The organism is Rodentibacter caecimuris (assembly GCF_010587025.1).
GTDB classification, from domain to species: Bacteria; Pseudomonadota; Gammaproteobacteria; order Enterobacterales; family Pasteurellaceae; genus Rodentibacter; species Rodentibacter caecimuris.
Window position 1 is genome coordinate 312,679 of sequence record NZ_CP040863.1, and the last position, 14,838, is coordinate 327,516.

Annotated in this window: 30 protein-coding genes; 5 read left to right on the forward strand and 25 right to left on the reverse strand. The window is 39.0% G+C overall.

Going from position 1 to position 14,838, the window contains the following annotated elements; genetic code table 11:
- Window positions 1-27 precede the first annotated feature (27 nt).
- The 5 genes from FEE42_RS01485 to FEE42_RS01505 all read right to left on the reverse strand — a co-directional run bounded on the left by FEE42_RS01485 (window position 28) and on the right by FEE42_RS01505 (window position 2,178).
- Window positions 28-669: a BRO family protein gene (locus FEE42_RS01485; protein WP_164027538.1), complete on the reverse strand. Its 642-nt coding sequence runs from the start codon at window positions 667-669 to the stop codon at window positions 28-30.
- A 493-nt stretch (window positions 670-1,162) separates the two neighbouring features.
- On the reverse strand, window positions 1,163-1,366 hold the full coding sequence (locus tag FEE42_RS01490; RefSeq protein WP_164027539.1) for a hypothetical protein: 204 nt from the start codon (window positions 1,364-1,366) through the stop codon (window positions 1,163-1,165).
- An 18-nt stretch (window positions 1,367-1,384) separates the two neighbouring features.
- Complete coding sequence (locus tag FEE42_RS01495; RefSeq protein ID WP_164027540.1) at window positions 1,385-1,567, reverse strand: hypothetical protein; 183 nt, start codon at window positions 1,565-1,567, stop codon at window positions 1,385-1,387.
- A gap of 1 nt (window position 1,568) precedes the next feature.
- Window positions 1,569-1,763, reverse strand: coding sequence for a hypothetical protein (locus tag FEE42_RS01500; protein ID WP_164027541.1), 195 nt, complete (start codon window positions 1,761-1,763; stop codon window positions 1,569-1,571).
- A gap of 178 nt (window positions 1,764-1,941) precedes the next feature.
- Window positions 1,942-2,178 (reverse strand): hypothetical protein, encoded by a 237-nt coding sequence (locus tag FEE42_RS01505; RefSeq protein WP_059366179.1) that lies wholly within the window; start codon window positions 2,176-2,178, stop codon window positions 1,942-1,944.
- Window positions 2,179-2,189: 11 nt separating this feature from the next.
- Here FEE42_RS01505 and FEE42_RS01510 point away from each other — a divergent pair, with 11 nt between their 5' ends.
- On the forward strand, window positions 2,190-2,372 hold the full coding sequence (locus FEE42_RS01510) for a YegP family protein (protein WP_018356020.1): 183 nt from the start codon (window positions 2,190-2,192) through the stop codon (window positions 2,370-2,372).
- Between the two features lie 60 nt (window positions 2,373-2,432).
- On the opposite strand, the gene FEE42_RS01515 is transcribed toward FEE42_RS01510, so the two are convergent.
- The 11 genes from FEE42_RS01515 to FEE42_RS01565 all read right to left on the reverse strand — a co-directional run bounded on the left by FEE42_RS01515 (window position 2,433) and on the right by FEE42_RS01565 (window position 8,627).
- Window positions 2,433-2,750 carry a DUF6378 domain-containing protein gene (locus FEE42_RS01515; protein ID WP_059366180.1) on the reverse strand — a complete coding sequence of 106 codons (318 nt, stop codon included), beginning with the start codon at window positions 2,748-2,750 and terminating at the stop codon, window positions 2,433-2,435.
- 23 nt (window positions 2,751-2,773) lie between these two features.
- A complete protein-coding gene (locus FEE42_RS01520) occupies window positions 2,774-3,232 on the reverse strand; it encodes a hypothetical protein (RefSeq protein WP_164027542.1) in 459 nt (152 codons plus the stop codon).
- 57 nt (window positions 3,233-3,289) lie between these two features.
- Window positions 3,290-3,934, reverse strand: a complete 645-nt coding sequence (locus tag FEE42_RS01525) for a translocation protein TolB precursor (RefSeq protein WP_167514393.1) — start codon at window positions 3,932-3,934, stop codon at window positions 3,290-3,292.
- Window positions 3,935-4,139: 205 nt separating this feature from the next.
- The gene (locus tag FEE42_RS01530; RefSeq protein ID WP_164027543.1) at window positions 4,140-4,772 is read right to left on the reverse strand and encodes a P22AR C-terminal domain-containing protein; all 633 of its coding nucleotides are present in this window, start codon (window positions 4,770-4,772) and stop codon (window positions 4,140-4,142) included.
- Between the two features lie 252 nt (window positions 4,773-5,024).
- Window positions 5,025-5,522 (reverse strand): BRO-N domain-containing protein, encoded by a 498-nt coding sequence (locus FEE42_RS01535; protein WP_164027392.1) that lies wholly within the window; start codon window positions 5,520-5,522, stop codon window positions 5,025-5,027.
- A 156-nt stretch (window positions 5,523-5,678) separates the two neighbouring features.
- Window positions 5,679-6,089, reverse strand: a complete 411-nt coding sequence (locus FEE42_RS01540; protein ID WP_059366185.1) for a hypothetical protein — start codon at window positions 6,087-6,089, stop codon at window positions 5,679-5,681.
- A complete protein-coding gene (locus tag FEE42_RS01545) occupies window positions 6,089-6,646 on the reverse strand; it encodes a Panacea domain-containing protein (RefSeq protein ID WP_059367746.1) in 558 nt (185 codons plus the stop codon). Before FEE42_RS01545 ends, FEE42_RS01540 begins: the two co-directional genes overlap by 1 nt.
- A 75-nt stretch (window positions 6,647-6,721) precedes the next feature.
- Window positions 6,722-7,702, reverse strand: coding sequence for a recombinase RecT (locus FEE42_RS01550; RefSeq protein ID WP_136125908.1), 981 nt, complete (start codon window positions 7,700-7,702; stop codon window positions 6,722-6,724).
- 12 nt (window positions 7,703-7,714) lie between these two features.
- A complete protein-coding gene (locus FEE42_RS01555) occupies window positions 7,715-8,011 on the reverse strand; it encodes a hypothetical protein (protein WP_059366187.1) in 297 nt (98 codons plus the stop codon).
- A gap of 21 nt (window positions 8,012-8,032) precedes the next feature.
- A complete protein-coding gene (locus FEE42_RS01560; protein ID WP_059366188.1) occupies window positions 8,033-8,242 on the reverse strand; it encodes a hypothetical protein in 210 nt (69 codons plus the stop codon).
- Window positions 8,229-8,627: a hypothetical protein gene (locus FEE42_RS01565; RefSeq protein WP_237184448.1), complete on the reverse strand. Its 399-nt coding sequence runs from the start codon at window positions 8,625-8,627 to the stop codon at window positions 8,229-8,231. Before FEE42_RS01565 ends, FEE42_RS01560 begins: the two co-directional genes overlap by 14 nt.
- Window positions 8,628-8,717: 90 nt before the next feature.
- Here FEE42_RS01565 and FEE42_RS01570 point away from each other — a divergent pair, with 90 nt between their 5' ends.
- Window positions 8,718-8,912 (forward strand): hypothetical protein, encoded by a 195-nt coding sequence (locus FEE42_RS01570; protein WP_164027544.1) that lies wholly within the window; start codon window positions 8,718-8,720, stop codon window positions 8,910-8,912.
- On the opposite strand, the gene FEE42_RS01575 is transcribed toward FEE42_RS01570, so the two are convergent.
- From FEE42_RS01575 to FEE42_RS01585, 3 genes are all read right to left on the reverse strand, one after another.
- Window positions 8,890-9,081, reverse strand: a complete 192-nt coding sequence (locus FEE42_RS01575) for a hypothetical protein (protein ID WP_164027545.1) — start codon at window positions 9,079-9,081, stop codon at window positions 8,890-8,892. The genes FEE42_RS01570 and FEE42_RS01575 overlap by 23 nt on opposite strands.
- Window positions 9,082-9,178: 97 nt before the next feature.
- Window positions 9,179-9,829, reverse strand: coding sequence for a P22AR C-terminal domain-containing protein (locus FEE42_RS01580; protein ID WP_164027546.1), 651 nt, complete (start codon window positions 9,827-9,829; stop codon window positions 9,179-9,181).
- Window positions 9,830-10,184: 355 nt separating this feature from the next.
- Complete coding sequence (locus tag FEE42_RS01585) at window positions 10,185-10,367, reverse strand: hypothetical protein (protein ID WP_164027547.1); 183 nt, start codon at window positions 10,365-10,367, stop codon at window positions 10,185-10,187.
- Here FEE42_RS01585 and FEE42_RS01590 point away from each other — a divergent pair, their 5' ends adjacent.
- Complete coding sequence (locus tag FEE42_RS01590) at window positions 10,368-10,655, forward strand: hypothetical protein (protein WP_164027548.1); 288 nt, start codon at window positions 10,368-10,370, stop codon at window positions 10,653-10,655.
- On the opposite strand, the gene FEE42_RS01595 is transcribed toward FEE42_RS01590, so the two are convergent.
- Together FEE42_RS01595 and FEE42_RS13010 are read right to left on the reverse strand one after the other, a co-directional pair.
- Window positions 10,633-11,157 (reverse strand): polymer-forming cytoskeletal protein, encoded by a 525-nt coding sequence (locus tag FEE42_RS01595; RefSeq protein WP_418067183.1) that lies wholly within the window; start codon window positions 11,155-11,157, stop codon window positions 10,633-10,635. The two genes, FEE42_RS01590 and FEE42_RS01595, sit on opposite strands and share 23 nt — an antisense overlap.
- A gap of 38 nt (window positions 11,158-11,195) precedes the next feature.
- Window positions 11,196-11,336: a hypothetical protein gene (locus tag FEE42_RS13010; protein WP_418067185.1), complete on the reverse strand. Its 141-nt coding sequence runs from the start codon at window positions 11,334-11,336 to the stop codon at window positions 11,196-11,198.
- Between the two features lie 249 nt (window positions 11,337-11,585).
- Here FEE42_RS13010 and FEE42_RS01600 point away from each other — a divergent pair, with 249 nt between their 5' ends.
- Window positions 11,586-11,852: a hypothetical protein gene (locus FEE42_RS01600; protein WP_077494272.1), complete on the forward strand. Its 267-nt coding sequence runs from the start codon at window positions 11,586-11,588 to the stop codon at window positions 11,850-11,852.
- Here the strand turns inward: FEE42_RS01600 and FEE42_RS01605 are convergent.
- From FEE42_RS01605 to FEE42_RS01615, 3 genes are all read right to left on the reverse strand, one after another.
- Window positions 11,849-12,082, reverse strand: a complete 234-nt coding sequence (locus FEE42_RS01605; protein WP_077494273.1) for a hypothetical protein — start codon at window positions 12,080-12,082, stop codon at window positions 11,849-11,851. The genes FEE42_RS01600 and FEE42_RS01605 overlap by 4 nt on opposite strands.
- A gap of 21 nt (window positions 12,083-12,103) precedes the next feature.
- Window positions 12,104-12,391 (reverse strand): hypothetical protein, encoded by a 288-nt coding sequence (locus FEE42_RS01610; RefSeq protein ID WP_164027549.1) that lies wholly within the window; start codon window positions 12,389-12,391, stop codon window positions 12,104-12,106.
- A gap of 339 nt (window positions 12,392-12,730) precedes the next feature.
- The gene (locus tag FEE42_RS01615; RefSeq protein ID WP_059366196.1) at window positions 12,731-12,931 is read right to left on the reverse strand and encodes a hypothetical protein; all 201 of its coding nucleotides are present in this window, start codon (window positions 12,929-12,931) and stop codon (window positions 12,731-12,733) included.
- A 308-nt stretch (window positions 12,932-13,239) separates the two neighbouring features.
- Between FEE42_RS01615 and FEE42_RS01620 the strand changes: the two genes are divergently transcribed.
- Window positions 13,240-13,833, forward strand: a complete 594-nt coding sequence (locus tag FEE42_RS01620; RefSeq protein ID WP_164027550.1) for a sce7726 family protein — start codon at window positions 13,240-13,242, stop codon at window positions 13,831-13,833.
- Here the strand turns inward: FEE42_RS01620 and FEE42_RS01625 are convergent.
- Window positions 13,790-14,824 carry a beta family protein gene (locus FEE42_RS01625; RefSeq protein WP_164027551.1) on the reverse strand — a complete coding sequence of 345 codons (1,035 nt, stop codon included), beginning with the start codon at window positions 14,822-14,824 and terminating at the stop codon, window positions 13,790-13,792. The two genes, FEE42_RS01620 and FEE42_RS01625, sit on opposite strands and share 44 nt — an antisense overlap.
- Window positions 14,825-14,838 lie beyond the last annotated feature (14 nt).

Consider the following 14,838-nt stretch of genomic DNA (forward strand, 5'->3'; position numbering starts at 1 on the left):
AAAAGTGCGGTCGGTTTTGGTTGGGTTTTATTGTTTAATCAGGTTGATTGCCCGTGTCCAATTCAGACGGTCCGATTGCTTAAACGGGGCAATCAAGCGTTGAATGGTTGGGAGCGTGGCTTTGTATTGCCGCTGATATTCGTGGTGATGACTAATGACTATGCCGGTATAGCGTGAACCAATGGCATCGAGGGGTTCTATCATATCACCTAATAGGACGTTCATTTGTTTATGTCCGCACCATAACCAGACAAGCTGTTCAAGTTCATATTCGGTAAATTCAAAAGTGAATTTCTTTTCGGGTTCGGGCAAGGCGAGCTGTTTTGGCTCTAACTGATATTTTCCTGTTTTGCGGATTTGGGGTAGCACTTCTTCAAATACCCAAGCTTCAAAGGGTTCTGCTTCGGGTTTTCTGCTTTTGATGATCAGGCGGTATAAATTGGGTTCGTTGATGAAGATCATCTCTTGCTCACCGCTTTGGGTAGGGGTATAGCGTTTTGCTATACCCCCTTGTTTACAATGTTTAGTTAAGGCATCAGGGGCATTTTTATAACCTAAAATATAGCAAACATCAGATCCGCAGAACCAAAATTCACCTGTTGGATCTGTAATGACACGAACCGCATTTGCATTAAAATTGAAAGATTGAAATTGAATTTGAGTTGTCATTTGGAATGTATCCTCTGTTAGATTTTATTTTGCCCCATTGTTCAGATAGGGCGATCGGGTGCTTGAACACTGCTAACAGACAGCCTTCCGTTTTTCCTTACGGTCTTGTATGTACGGAACGCCACCCGATCATAAAATCAGGATACAAAAAAACCGCATTTCTGCGGTGATATTCCGCTGTTAGTCAAGGTGTGTTCAGCACCGTTAGCGGAATGATATAACAAAAAAGCCTGTGTTGTAAACAGGCTTTATCAAATTCTTCAGTTTTCAACAATGGCGGTCGGGAGGCTGAAAAACCCCGTAATAGGAAAGGGCTGGACGTATTCCCCGAAGGTATTGTATTAGTCGCCCTCCCGACCATAGTCAGGATTACGGATATAAAAAAATCGCCTTGTGGCGATTAGTGAACTATCCGCCTATTACATTAAGGTTTTCAGACCTTAGGCGGATAGTAAAACAAAACCCCGTGGATTGCAACGGGGTTTTTGAAAATTTATTCATCTTCGTTTCGTCTTTGTTGTTCCAGTGTGGTTATTTTACCACGTCCGAAACCTGCGATATAACCAGCTAATAATGCACCACCAATTTTAAGCACCTCTAGAGCAAAAGCAGTATTATCTGTAAACATTGATACAAAAATAACGGCAACAACCGCAACAATAACAATACCGATAATAATATTGCGTTGTGTGTGCATTTTGGAAACTGCTTTTATTTATTCGTTCCTGTCGCCTTTTTGTGCGTCAATGCTTGCCAGTGCAATCTTTTCATTGGATTTTATACGCTCTTGTTCAACTGCTAATTCTTTTTCTTTCACGGCTTGATTAGCTTGTTGTACTTTGACTAAATCTCGCATTGTGGCGAGAAGTTGAACGTCTGTTTGTGGCTTTGGATTCATACTATCTCAACGGGCAAAGTTGTGGTGTTTTGTAAGTGATCTGGAATGAACCGTAACCACTTGAACCGATTGTAGGTGGTACAAAAGTAACAGATTGGACATTGTTATTTACACTCGCTTTTTTCGCTTCATTCAAGTACTGCTTGGCTGAAACATTGCGAGTTTTTCTAGGAACAAGCAATTTTGTTTTAGTCATAATAAATACCTTTGGTTGTGCGAAAATCCCTTGTGAAATAGGGTTTCTATGAAAAGAGCCACTTAATGCGACTTGCTGACATTCTGTTGAAAGTGGGTTTAGTTTAGTCTGAATTGGGGGCAGTGTCAAATTTTTCAAAAGCAAAACCACTTATTAAAATGTGAGATATGCCTCAAAATTAAAATGATTTTGTTGAAGATGAAAATCGCTGTGCTATTCTTTTGATCGCCTTTGCTAACCACGAGGTATCTTTTACTGGAATGTGAATTGATTGCGTAATTTCGCCTTCGTAGGTTGCTTGGGAAACTGCCTTTATTTTTTCTTTGGCTTGCTTTGGCGTATCGGCAAAGATATTGATAACCCAAGTTTGACCCTCAAAATGATAAGTAAAGGTATATTCTTTCATTTGGTGCATAAGGAGCTCCTATGTATTTTGAAATTTATAAAGATGCGAAAGGTGAATTTCGCTGGAGATTGAAAGCAGGTAATCACCAATCTATAGCGACAAGTGGTGAAGGCTATACAACAAAGCAAAGTTGCCAACACGCCATTGGCGTTATTAAAACTGTAAATGAACAAACAGAAGTTAAAGACTTGACTGTTGCTTAAAATTTAGCCCTGTAATAACAGGGCTTTTATAAAATGAAACTGTGCATAAGAGCGGTTCGGTTAATTGCGGTTTGTATCAACAACCGGCAACTCAACAAACGCATTGAGCGGTTGCGGTGATAACGATTCTTCCGGTATATCTAATCGTCCGCCTAGCGTTGCATAACCTGCAATATCACGCCAGTGATCGACTTCGTGCGGATTACCGTTTAATATTCTCGCCAACTTTGTCGCTATCATCGTGATTGCGTATTTGTGTGTGCTATCCAGCTTTGTTGATTTTTCAACGTGCTTTAAGATGTCATTAAAAATCACCGCACCTTCGTGAAAATTTCCGTGTGTTTCAGCGCGCTCTTGTAGCGTTTCATTTATGTTCATTTTTCTTATCCTTATCCTTATCCTTATCCTTGTCCTAAAATTCTGCTCTTCGCCACTTCGATCAATAGTTGATACTCGCGTTTGGTTTTCTCGTCATGTACTTTCGCCGATTTTGCTAAAAACTCATCGACTGTGCCGGTAAAACAACCTCTTGTAACGATTAAGTCATCCTTGCCATTAAACACTGTGAGTGTACCGTTCTCGGTACCGACATTACTCGCCCAGAAAATCATTTTTCGCTCGGAAACAATGGCGCAAGAACTAACCCAAGCGTTGCCATATACCCAAGCGTTGCCAAATACCCGAGCGTTGCCACATACCCAAGCGTTGCCAGATTGATCTAAATTTTTCTCTGCTTCGGTATAGCCGCCAAGTTCGCCGGCAACTACTGCACCAAAAGAGATTAGGGCTTTAATGCGATATAGCGTTCTGCCCAAATATTCTTTGGTGTCATCTTTCAACAGTTCGTATTTCTTTTGCATTTTGTTTGTCCTATAAAAAAGCCCACGGTTAAGTGGGCGGTGTGGTTCAGAATGGGATTAGCTCATTTCCTGAATGAGCTGTTGATAATATTCTTGGGCAGCACTAACACGTTCTTTGATTTTGTCGATGATGGCGTTATCACGTTTGACGGTCACGGTAGTGATCCGTTTGTCTTGCGGGATTTGTTCAACTAAATCAATGTAGCGTTGGGGGCTATCATAACTACTGAGCATTTCGTAAGGAGTAGGGAAGAGGACAAAATCAATTTGTGCTTCTTCACAATCCCATAGCCACATATAGCCCTGCATTTGAATGTCATAACCGGCTTTTTTCGCTTTGTCTGCTGCTTCATCAGTAAAAAATGGGTGTGAGCCAATATCCCACGAGCATTTTGTATCAATAATGAGCTTGCGAGAGGGAACGTAAATATCACACTCTCCCGTGATCCATTCATTCTCTCGGCGTTCAGTGTTTTTCTTGAGGGGTAAGCCTCGTTTTCTGCCACTTAATTTAATGGCTTGTTCTTCCAGAAGATTCCCTTTTTCGGTGTATTTGTTGCCTTCAAAATCTTGATAACCAAACAGATCGAATTTAGCAATTTTTCTGACCGCACTTTTGGCGGTGTCGGAAAGTCCCTCTCCGCCTCTCTTCTGTGGCATTAAGTCAGCAAGACCTGAACATCTGGCTTTGAATTGGTACATAGTTATTCCTTATTGTTGAATGTGAGAAATTTTCCCATCGTAGTCGTGGGTGAGATCCAGTTGATATGCGCTGATAATCACAAACACGGCAAGCACAATTTTTAAACCTTTCTTGAACATTTTTTCTTCCTTTTGCTGAATCTAAGGTGCAAGAAACCGCCACACGATTTTCACGGGGAAAAGTGCGGTCGGTTTTGATTGGGTTTTATTGTTTAATCAGGTTGATTGCCCGTGTCCAATTCAGACGGTCCGATTGCTTAAACGGGGCAATCAAGCGTTGAATGGTTGGGAGCGTGGCTTTGTATTGCCGCTGATATTCGTGGTGATGACTAATGACTATGCCGGTATAGCGTGAACCAATGGCATCGAGGGGTTCTATCATATCACCTAATAGGACGTTCATTTGTTTATGTCCGCACCATAACCAGACAAGCTGTTCAAGTTCATATTCGGTAAATTCAAAAGTGAATTTCTTTTCGGGTTCGGGCAAGGCTAATTGTTTCGGCTTAAGTTGATATTTTCCTGTTTTGCGGATTTGTGGAAGAATTTCGGAAGTTACCCACCGTTTTACTCTTTTCGCACTTTCCAATTTAGAACTAAGAATTAATGAATACATTCCGCTTTCATTCACAAATAAGACTTGTGCACGTTTATTTACTGTATTGACGATCTCGCGTTTTGCTAGGTCGTCAGGATCAACATGTTTTTTTAATGCGTCGTGTGGATTTTTATATTCTAAAAGTTCAGCTAATTGAGCAGCACGGAAAAAGATTTCGTTGTTCTCAACGATCGTTTGAACAGGAGTGTTTTCAAAATTGAAAATGGTTAGATTTGACATAATTTGTACCTTGCTTTTTAGTTTAGTAGATTGATCATTTTATAGGTGATCAGGGGTCAACTACCAAAGCAAGTTGGCGGAGCTTATTTCCCAAAAGGGTATTTTATTCAGCTCTCTCGCCCCGATCATAACAAATATGATCATTTCTACCTAAATTTTAGGTACAAAAAAACCGCTGATTTGTCGGAGCGGATAACCGACTTGCTTTAATAGTGCGGTTATCTTAATCCGATATTGGGCGGTTTGTCAAATCTACTTTGCTTTATTTAAGCTCACATTGTCGCCAAAGCGCGCTTTCAATTCACGGGCAATATTGACAGCGTAAGATTGGGTAACTTGATTTAACCGAATTGAAATCACAAAATCCTGTACCGGTTCATCTGAAAGTGCGGTCGGATTTGGAGTAAATTCGTCTTGGTGTGCGTTGTAGAGTTTTAATACATTATCAGAACGATTGTAGCCCAATGCCTTACTAATTTCTGCTGTAGATAACCAGATTTGATTTTGTTGTTTGATAACCGAAAGGGTTGTGTTTTGAAAAGTTAAAGTTGTCATAATTTTGTTCTCACTAATAAGTTTTAAAAACTCATCACAAGCAACGCCAATTACTGGTGATGAACTGATCAAGGTTGGCGTACCGTAGTGAGAAACGGCGGATCTTTCGATCCCCTCAATCAGTTCATCATTGACAACTTTTTGAAAGGGTGGGGCAAATTGCCCATACCTTTGAAGTTTTGAAGGATACGACAATTCATCGTAACCTTTGATTTGCTGATTTTCGGCTATAAAAAAATCGCCTTAAGGCGATCATTATTATCTCCGCCTCACTAATTCAAGAACGCCAATTCCCGACTTTCTGTTGAAAGTGGGGACAGTCTAGAATAAAGGGCGGTGGGTGTCAAATGTTTAGATTAGTGATTGTCGAATAATTAGCTCTTGGTGTGCTGAAATATCGTCTGATTGCAATGCACATTGTTGAATATATTTTAGATGTTCATTAACTAATATTCCACAATGAAATAATTCAGAATTACCTATTCGATTGCCCAATTCATTTTTATCAAGTTCATAAAATTCATCAAAACAAATCCAAGTATTTTTACTCAGTATAGGGTTACTATTTTGTGGCAAAAAGAATGCTTGATGCGTATTTAACTGACAACCATATTCAAGGGTATATCTCCACCCCTTTGAAGTGGTTTTAGCTACAATCAATTTTTGTGATGTCATACCCAAAATAATTAGGTATTTATCACGCTCTCCGCCATCATTAAACTTGAATTTAGGATGAAATAAGATTGAACCCAACTGAAGCATTACTTTAACACCTCAAGCAGTGCTAGACGTTCAATACTGTCCTTGTGCATTGACTCCCTATTTTGGCTTGGTAATGCTAACTCATAAGGAATTATTTCTTTCTTTTTGCCTTCAACTTCATAGATTTGATGCCACGGTAAACGTTCAAGGTGGGTTGCTTCGATCATATCATCAGCAAATGCATTTTTATATTGCTGTGCTAATGTATTAAGTATTTTTAATTCTCGTTTAGAAAAATGGGTTTGATCAAATTCAGACAAGGCATTAAATTTCAGCATTTCTTGTCTTCCTTTACGGATGGGAATTTGTTCAATTTTGATTTTAGCTAGAAAATCGGCTTCTGGCTGTTTAATTTCTTCATGTAAATCGACAGGTACAGGTCCCATTTTCCAAGCAGAATAATCAAGCCCTGTTACGGAACGCCCTACTTGTTTGTAATGTTCAAAATCAAGGAAATAAAGCAACTTAAAGAGCTTTATTTTCCCTAACTTTTCAACATTTTGAGAAAAAAAAGTAATTACTTGTAACAATTTTTCTCTATTGTGAGTGATGAGCATTGATTTTCCTCTTTTGACTAGTGTGGTTATAGTACTTAATTTTTAATTTTAAATAAAGAATAAGAATTTCTGACGTTATAGTTTCTCCAACTTCTCCAATTCGTCATACTGTTCTTTGCTGAACTCATACATCCCACTATCACACAATTCTTGTAGTGTGGTTTCACCGTTGATGATGTTTTGTTTACACTTCTCAAAGGCTTCATCACTGACGGTCAATTCTGTAAAGTCTGCGTCTTGGATATTGTTATCGACATAAGAAAATTCGCCCTTTTCGGCATCTTTCACTACGGCTTGGTCGGCTAATACTGCACTTTGCATTTCGACAGATAGCGGGGCTTGCTTGGAAAGCAAAAGTTTCATGACGGTTTTCAGGGCCATTGAATCGAAGTTATCCACCCAAACACTGGTGGCTTTTTCCCCTCTTGATTTTTTGTCAAGGTAGGTGCGGTAAGTTTGTGAATAGCGTTGTGCGTGTTGATTGACTTCTTCCTCAGTCATGTATAATTCAGCGGTAAAGCTATTCACCAGTTGGAAATAAGCATAGTAGCCGATAGGTTTTTCGTTTTGCTCCGGCTTTTGTTTCCAGTCGAACACATAGCCGTTAATCGGGTCCTCTTCGATCAGTTGTTTTTCATAAACCGGAACAGCGACTAATCGTTTAAATTGTCCGCTGCGTTGCGCCAGTTGGATTAATCCCTTATAACCGATTTGAAATTGAGCTTCGGTTACTTTCTGCCATTTACCATCTTTATCTTTGTAACTGCGTTGATATGGCACCATGTAAGCAAAACCAAGCCCGTTTTGTAATGGCAAATTCAGCGTTGCTGCCATACAGGCTGCATTGAAAACACTCATTGGAACGGCATTTTTTAACATGGTATTGCTGTTTACAATCTGCATAATACTTGTGGTAAAAGTTGCCGCATTTTTATTGACCAATGCTTTCACTTTTTCAAGAATAATCGGGTGGCTCAAAAAATCCTTGAGCGTTTTACATTCGGATAATTTCACCGGTGCGTTTGGTTTAGTTGGCGTATTTTGTGTCGTTGTCATTTTTTACCTCCATTAATAGGGCGGATGATATTCATTCATTCGTTTTTCGATACGTTTTTCAGCTACATGAGCAATCGCGCGATCACGTAATTCAATGAGCTTGTCAAATGCACCAGAACCGAATGCTAAGTCGTGTAATGCCAGTTCGTCATCATGGTAACTAACGTATTCGTTGATGGCGTAAAGGACGTGTTCATCTTTATTTTCAGCCTCGGATTTAACCACTTTTATTTCTTCCTCAAGGGCGCAATCCCAAGCGGCGAGGCTGTCTAGGTGTTCTTGATGAGCTGAGGCAAGTAAAGGGTTCATTGTTTAATCTCCAAAGTTCGGTCAATTTCTACGTCTATTTTTTGTTTGATTAAGCAAATTTAGCTCTGCTAATCGCTGCTTTCTTTTTTCAATTTCGGTTTCACATAATGACTTGTCGCAGTGGTTTTGGCTTATCCATACTTTCTTTCCGTTGATATATTCCACGGCGATATAGCCCAATCCTTGTGGGTGCGATTGAATGTCATAGTTGCGTGTTTTATTGATTTTCATGATTTAACTCCGCTTGTTTTATTGCTGTGTAGTGGAGTAGTTCCCATTCCGCTTGTGGTGTTAAATTTGGCTGCCAATCGCCGTTTTCTTCACGCCAAAGTTTTCGGGCTTCGGCTCGGGCTTGTTGGCTTATTTGCTCGCTGAGTTCGTTATTGTGCCAGTCTGTTGGGTTGCCCCACGCTTGAGAGACACTAAAAATGGCAATCACTACGATTGCGGTGGCGAGTAAAACAAGTGCGCCTTTGCCAAGAAAGGCGAGAAATTCAAAAATAGATTTGTGCATAGTGGCTTCCTGTTTTGGTGGTTCGTTAATAAATACGGTGCGGGAACGCATAGCGATTTGGTTTCGTTGAGATCGCTTTCTTTTCTTTTGGCGTTTGTTCATTGTTGTTTCCTCTTAAAAGTGCGGTTTATTTACCACGACCGCAAACGTGGTATATTGGCATTTCCACACAACCAATATAGGAGATTAAAAATGTCTAATTTTGATGATGAAAATGTTTTAACACCTTATGAGGCAATGAGCCTTGCTATTCATTTTTTCCCTGATAACTATCTTAGTTTTAGAAATGAAGATGTGCGTATAAAGCGTATTCAGGAAGTATGCAATGTTGCGAAACGTATTCGTTATGAGGCGAACTGCACATTTATAGAAACGCCTGAACCGTAATACCAAGTAATTCATTTTCTAACTTATCTTGCTCAAGCACTCGGATTGCTTCGAGTGCTTTTTCTCCCGGTGCAGTTAAATCCATCTGATGTTCGAACTCAGTTTTGCGGTTTAAAACCTCTTCATCATCAACTTTCACAATAAGTTGATAAGTTACTTTTTTTGCCATTTTTTGTTTCCTTTTTAGTCAGTTTGCTGAATTTTGGGTGCAAGAAACCGCCACACGATTTTCACGGGGAAAAGTGCGGTCGGTTTTTGATTAGGTTTTAGTAGATTTTATTTAGCTTGCCTTTACGCAGTTCGTGTAACACTCTATGCCAATTTTCTTCAAGGTAAATACCTTGCTCTTTGATTTCGGCGGTGGGGCGAAGAAGAATTTCTCTGGCGCTTTCAACCGTTCGGCGATATTCAACAGAGCATGAATGTGCCGCTCCTGCATAGCGAGAACCAAGCATATCTAACGCAGGTTCAATGAATTTAAGCAAGTTACGCATAACTTCTGCCGCTTTCCATAGCCAACAAAGATCGCATAATTCCCCTTCGGTGAGGTTGAGGGTAAATGTGCGTTCGGGCGTTGGCAGGGCGAGTTGTTTTGGCTCGGCGGTTTCTTTGTCCAAAATATCCAGCACCCATTTGCGGAAGTCTTTGGCGACTTTGGTGTGGCTGAGCATTCCGATGAGGTGGCAACCACGCAGGCTGAAAATTCGTACCTTTTGAATGCCACTTACTGTCTTCATATCAATTAGTGCGGTCATATTTTCGGAGAATTCATCACGGTTGCGTTCAAATAATTTTGCGATATTTGATGATGGATCTTTATAGCCTAAAGCACGACCAATTTCTAAGCCAGTAAGCCAAACTTGGTTATTTTGATTGATAACCGAAAGAGTAGTATTTTGAAAGGTTAAAGTTGTCATAATTGAAATCTCTGTATTAAGTTTTTTAAACTCATCACAAGCAACGCCAATTACTGGTGATGAACTGATCAAGGTTGGCGTACCGCTATACAGAGAAAACGGCGATCTTTCGATCCCTCAACCAGCCCATCATTGACAACTTTTCAAGGGTATGATGATTTGTAATACCCTTTGAAGTTTTTAGGGCTCTGTCAATTTGACAGCGCCTTTAGATTTACTGATTTTCGGCTATAAAAAAAGCCGCCTTGAGCGACTATTATTTCTGCACCGCTCTGTATAATTCAGGAACGCCAATTCCCGACTTTCTGTTGAAAGTGGGGTTAGTTTAGTCTGAATTGGGGGCGGTGTCAAATCCCTATTTCATTTTGAACTGTAACAATTTGTGCGAGGTAACCGAATGACCGATAAGAGCAAGCACAAATTTTTCCTGATCTTCTTTGTTGTTCGACATTGCTTGATATGTGTCGAAAAGAAGTGACATTGCGTGTTCATCGTTGATAAAATTATCAATAAGTTTTGTGTGTTTTTGGAGTTCCATATGATTACCTTTGCTTATGATTGCCCTTATTGTGGGGCACAAAATACTGGTTTTGAGATCAAGGGAGAATTTTTTCATCAGAAAGATGACCCCACTTGGGGAAATAGCTATAAATTTTCTTTAATGGCAGTGTGTAACCGTTGCAAAAATGCGATTGTGACTAACACGCCTTACTTGTCACCACAACGCATAAGGATTATAATTTGTGCAACCACAACGTATAAATTAGGATTTATCATGTCTAATCAAAAATCAGAACAATTACTTATCCTAAAATTCGACTCTTAGCTACTTCGATTAACAATTGATACTCCCTCTTGGTTTTCTCGTCGTGCACTTCCGCCGATTTAGCTAAAAATTCATCGACTGTGCCGGTAAAACAACCTCTTGTAACGATTAAGTCATCCTTGCCATTAAACACTGTGAGTGTACCGTTCTCGGTACCGACATTACTCGCCCAGAAAATCATTTTTCGCTCGGAAACAATGGCGCAAGATCTAACCCGAGCGTTGCCATATACCCGAGCGTTGCCAAATACCTGAGCGTCGCCAGATACCAGAGCGTTGCCATATACCTCAGCGTTGCCAAATACCTGAGCGTTGCCATATACCCGAGCGTTGCCATATACCTCAGCGTTGCCAAATACCCGAGCGTTGCCATATACCCAAGCGTTGCAAGATACCTCAGCGTCGCCAGATACCAGAGCGTTGCCAAATACCTGAGCGTCGCCATATACCCGAGCGTTGCCAAATACCTGAGCGTAGTCATATACCCAAGCGTCGCCAGACACCTGAGCGTTGCCATATACCCAAGCGTTGCCAGATTGATCTAAATTTTTCTCTGCTCGATATAGCCGCCAAGTTCGCCGGCAACTACTGCACCAAAAGAGATTAGGGCTTTAATGCGATATAGCGTTCTGCCAAAATATTCTTTGGTGTCATCTTTCAATAGTTCGTATTTCTTTTGCATTTTGTTTGTCCTATAAAAAAGCCCACGGTTAAGTGGGCAAACGGAGTGAGACTAGGTCTCTATGTCATTAAAAACCGCTCTCGGTTTAGAGGTTTCAAGAAGATTGGGCGAATTGCTTCGCACAGGGTTTTGAGAGCGGTTTTTGGTGATTGCCTTTCTTTATACTTGTAAGGCTCAAGTCCTCTTGTATGCGACTACATCGAGGAATATAATGTTTCCTGCGACTACAATTAATGCGAGGAAAATATTATGCCAAATCTTATTGTTACCTATGATTTAAGAAATCAACGTGATTACAAAACATTAATTGATGCAATTAAATCTTATGGAACCTATGCTAAGCTATTTGAATCGGTATGGTATGTTCAGTCAAAATCACATACAGCTGAAGAATGTAGAGATTACTTAAATCAGTTTATTGATTCAGATGATCGAATAGGTGTTTTTGATTGCTCGAACAATGATTTTGCTACAATGAGAGCAATTAACAAGATTTCTGATTTATGGCAGAATTAATTGAACCCTGATAAATCTGTTCCGGCTTCATCTTTTAATTCGCTTTTAATTTCTGCATCACTAAATTTATTGATGTTAGAGATGGCTTTACAAGCGCTTATTTCTAAACCATCATAATAATTGCAATTTTTAATTGATTGTAAAATTGCTTCAATAATTTTTTCTTTCTGAATAGCGTCAACTGTTGCACTTTTTACACTTTCAGCTTCATAAAATTTACTTTTTTCCATTTTTAATTCCTCTTTCTAAACTTAAATTCTCACCAACTCCCGACACCCCATTTGTCGGCGTTCTTTGGCTCTGACTTGACCGAATTTGATTTTGCCTTTTACGCAGTTGTAGTTGGCAATATCTATTAGTTTTTTGTCTCTGTGGGCCAAGTTGATTGCACTATCAACCGCACTTGGTTTCACAACCGCTTTTTCCCAAAGTGCGGTCATTTTTCGGGACTTTTCAAACATTCTGGCTTGTCGTCCTTTTTTGCCGATTTCCTGCGGTTTAGTTTTTCCCGGTTTGCCTAAAATTGTGATTTTTGCCATTTCTGACCCCTTTCTCTCTTTTCCATTGTTTACCGCACTTAATATGATAATCCGCTTAATCCGTCATCTTGCTTTACGTTGTAAAGGTTGAATCGGTTTCGGCCCGATTAAGGGAAAATACGGTAAACAATGAAAACATTGTGCTTGTTGCCTCAACCACCCACGCCTAGCTTGCGTACCTTATTGTGGCGAAATCGCCCTAATTAAGGCTAAAGGGTGTTATCTATTTTTAAAGAACATTCAAACCACCGTCTCTGCTTATCTCTCGGCTTTCGCCTGCTCGGGTGGTAAAGGTAGAACCTTTATTCAAGCCCTCCTCAAAGGGCTTGGTAAAAATTCTTAAGCGAGGGCTTGAGCGGTGATTTCAGCACAGGCTTTGATATTTTTCGTTAGCTCGTCCATAAATCCACTCTCTTGTTTTTGATATAGACGATATAACTCTTGAGTGCTTTTACCGCTTTTCTGCGCCATTAGCTTGATACTTTCTACCAATGCCATTGAAAAGAAATTTTGGTTTTCAAGAAGTTGTTTAGCTGTCATGTTATTTCCTTAGTGGGTGTTTTGTTTTGATGTGTTTATTATCACGGTTTGAAATTTAAAAGTCAATAACAATAAGTGATTCATTTGTAAGATGTATTTCAATTTGTTATTATTTGATTGATTTTTAAGAGAATAATTTTTTGATGAAGTAGTTTGATTGCTTGTTTTTTAATCAATGGATGGAGAAAAAAGAGAGGAGAGAGAAAATTTTCTAAAATAAAAAGAAGGATAGCAAATAGAGATTTTTGATGAATATTTCATATTTTTCTTTATAATTACCTTCATTTTTAACTTAGCATAAGAAGCAAATGTCAATAAATCGAATGCTTGATAAAGATGTTCGTCAAGCGGTAAAAGACAAAATATTAAAGATGCACCTCAATGATCCATCTACTTTAGTTATTGATGAGTTGGGGCTAGATCATGGACGCAATCGAGTTGATATTGCCGTAGTCAATGGCGAATTACATGGTTATGAGTTAAAAAGCGATTCAGACAATCTTTTGCGTTTGCCTCAACAATCTTTGGCTTATTCATCTATTATGGATAAAGTTACTTTGGTAGTTGGAGGGAAACATGTTCAAGAAGCGATTGATATGATTCCTGATTGGTGGGGAGTTAAGATTGCAACAATGAGCAGTCATGGGAAGGTGAACATTATCACTTATCGCCGTAATAAAAAGAATAGGAATATTGATCCATTTGAGCTATCTAAGCTCATTTGGAAAGAAGAAGCGTTAACTTTGCTTGCCACAAAAATAAGGGTTGACTGGCGTATCCGAAAACTCGTGAGAAAAGATATCTATAAATTAATTATAGACACCTTTTCTTTAAATGAGCTAAGGGATAGTACTAGAGCTATATTGAAATCCCGTATAAATTGGCGCCAATCAGACGAGTGACAAAAGTTATATGATGGTTGTGTCCTACTTTAATCCAACTTCCCATATTACCTGGTCCACACGCCTGAGTACTACAATCATATAAATATTTATCACCCCATGAGTAGTTTTGCCCCATGAAATATGGAGAGTTAACTATATATCCTGCCATTGCGTGATACTGTCCAAATCCAGATGTATGTGAGTGAACTTGATAGCCAACTGCAAAAAGATAATTATCTGAAATGGTATATCGTATCTTGGCATTTGGGTTTACAAAAGTCATTGGTTCCAATTCGTTTGGGTGTGTAATTGAATAATCGCTAAAAACAATAGGATTACTTCTTGGAGTTGAATAATAGTAATCATAAAAGCCAAGCCATTCAGTTCTTGGTTCCATTCCAAATGGCATATAATTATTTCTCGGTAATTCACTTGGAATCGAAGATCCGGCAACAATTATGCTTATATGTGGTGATATATGTGTAGAAATATGGTTAATATATGTTGATATATTAAATGAATGATTTTGTCTGCTTGTTGCAATATCACTTCCAAAATCCAATATAACATCAGTTACGTTTGGTAATGAGCTAATCAATTGTTGTAAATTATTTGGTGTAGAGTGTGAAAAGTTCTTTATTTTTACCAATATAGCTGAAGTTATTCGGGTTTGGATAACATAATTTATAGCGTCTTGGTTAGGATTATCCAGGTGAATCACGGGAGTAAATTGAATATTATTATTAATAAGATCAGAGAATATGGCTGTTACATGATTCAATTGATTTATATTGAAGTTATTTACTTGGCATATGTCAATAAACACATCTCTAGAGGACCACTTCTGATTTAAATTCTTGGCTAGGGATAAGGCTCTTTCAAAGCACTTATCTTGAGTTAAAACAAATAATGGTTTTATTTTGTCTTTAACTTGATCATCTAACACTTGTAGTGCCAAGAATTCATTTTGTTTAGTTTTTAAAATAGGAACGTAAATAAACTCTTCCATAATATTCTCCTTAG

Bases quoted from the DNA above. Each gene is read 5' to 3' on its own strand.
- FEE42_RS01485 (WP_164027538.1), bottom strand. From the start codon at position 669: ATGACAACTCAAATTCAATTTCAATCTTTCAATTTTAATGCAAATGCG.
- FEE42_RS01490 (WP_164027539.1), bottom strand. From the start codon at position 1,366: ATGCACACACAACGCAATATTATTATCGGTATTGTTATTGTTGCGGTT.
- FEE42_RS01495 (WP_164027540.1), bottom strand. From the start codon at position 1,567: ATGAATCCAAAGCCACAAACAGACGTTCAACTTCTCGCCACAATGCGA.
- FEE42_RS01500 (WP_164027541.1), bottom strand. From the start codon at position 1,763: ATGACTAAAACAAAATTGCTTGTTCCTAGAAAAACTCGCAATGTTTCA.
- FEE42_RS01505 (WP_059366179.1), bottom strand. From the start codon at position 2,178: ATGCACCAAATGAAAGAATATACCTTTACTTATCATTTTGAGGGTCAA.
- FEE42_RS01510 (WP_018356020.1), top strand. From the start codon at position 2,190: ATGTATTTTGAAATTTATAAAGATGCGAAAGGTGAATTTCGCTGGAGA.
- FEE42_RS01515 (WP_059366180.1), bottom strand. From the start codon at position 2,750: ATGAACATAAATGAAACGCTACAAGAGCGCGCTGAAACACACGGAAAT.
- FEE42_RS01520 (WP_164027542.1), bottom strand. From the start codon at position 3,232: ATGCAAAAGAAATACGAACTGTTGAAAGATGACACCAAAGAATATTTG.
- FEE42_RS01525 (WP_167514393.1), bottom strand. From the start codon at position 3,934: ATGTACCAATTCAAAGCCAGATGTTCAGGTCTTGCTGACTTAATGCCA.
- FEE42_RS01530 (WP_164027543.1), bottom strand. From the start codon at position 4,772: ATGTCAAATCTAACCATTTTCAATTTTGAAAACACTCCTGTTCAAACG.
- FEE42_RS01540 (WP_059366185.1), bottom strand. From the start codon at position 6,089: ATGCTTCAGTTGGGTTCAATCTTATTTCATCCTAAATTCAAGTTTAAT.
- FEE42_RS01545 (WP_059367746.1), bottom strand. From the start codon at position 6,646: ATGCTCATCACTCACAATAGAGAAAAATTGTTACAAGTAATTACTTTT.
- FEE42_RS01550 (WP_136125908.1), bottom strand. From the start codon at position 7,702: ATGACAACGACACAAAATACGCCAACTAAACCAAACGCACCGGTGAAA.
- FEE42_RS01555 (WP_059366187.1), bottom strand. From the start codon at position 8,011: ATGAACCCTTTACTTGCCTCAGCTCATCAAGAACACCTAGACAGCCTC.
- FEE42_RS01560 (WP_059366188.1), bottom strand. From the start codon at position 8,242: ATGAAAATCAATAAAACACGCAACTATGACATTCAATCGCACCCACAA.
- FEE42_RS01565 (WP_237184448.1), bottom strand. From the start codon at position 8,627: ATGAACAAACGCCAAAAGAAAAGAAAGCGATCTCAACGAAACCAAATC.
- FEE42_RS01570 (WP_164027544.1), top strand. From the start codon at position 8,718: ATGTCTAATTTTGATGATGAAAATGTTTTAACACCTTATGAGGCAATG.
- FEE42_RS01575 (WP_164027545.1), bottom strand. From the start codon at position 9,081: ATGGCAAAAAAAGTAACTTATCAACTTATTGTGAAAGTTGATGATGAA.
- FEE42_RS01580 (WP_164027546.1), bottom strand. From the start codon at position 9,829: ATGACAACTTTAACCTTTCAAAATACTACTCTTTCGGTTATCAATCAA.
- FEE42_RS01585 (WP_164027547.1), bottom strand. From the start codon at position 10,367: ATGGAACTCCAAAAACACACAAAACTTATTGATAATTTTATCAACGAT.
- FEE42_RS01590 (WP_164027548.1), top strand. From the start codon at position 10,368: ATGATTACCTTTGCTTATGATTGCCCTTATTGTGGGGCACAAAATACT.
- FEE42_RS13010 (WP_418067185.1), bottom strand. From the start codon at position 11,336: ATGCAAAAGAAATACGAACTATTGAAAGATGACACCAAAGAATATTTT.
- FEE42_RS01600 (WP_077494272.1), top strand. From the start codon at position 11,586: ATGCCAAATCTTATTGTTACCTATGATTTAAGAAATCAACGTGATTAC.
- FEE42_RS01605 (WP_077494273.1), bottom strand. From the start codon at position 12,082: ATGGAAAAAAGTAAATTTTATGAAGCTGAAAGTGTAAAAAGTGCAACA.
- FEE42_RS01610 (WP_164027549.1), bottom strand. From the start codon at position 12,391: ATGGCAAAAATCACAATTTTAGGCAAACCGGGAAAAACTAAACCGCAG.
- FEE42_RS01615 (WP_059366196.1), bottom strand. From the start codon at position 12,931: ATGACAGCTAAACAACTTCTTGAAAACCAAAATTTCTTTTCAATGGCA.
- FEE42_RS01620 (WP_164027550.1), top strand. From the start codon at position 13,240: ATGTCAATAAATCGAATGCTTGATAAAGATGTTCGTCAAGCGGTAAAA.
- FEE42_RS01625 (WP_164027551.1), bottom strand. From the start codon at position 14,824: ATGGAAGAGTTTATTTACGTTCCTATTTTAAAAACTAAACAAAATGAA.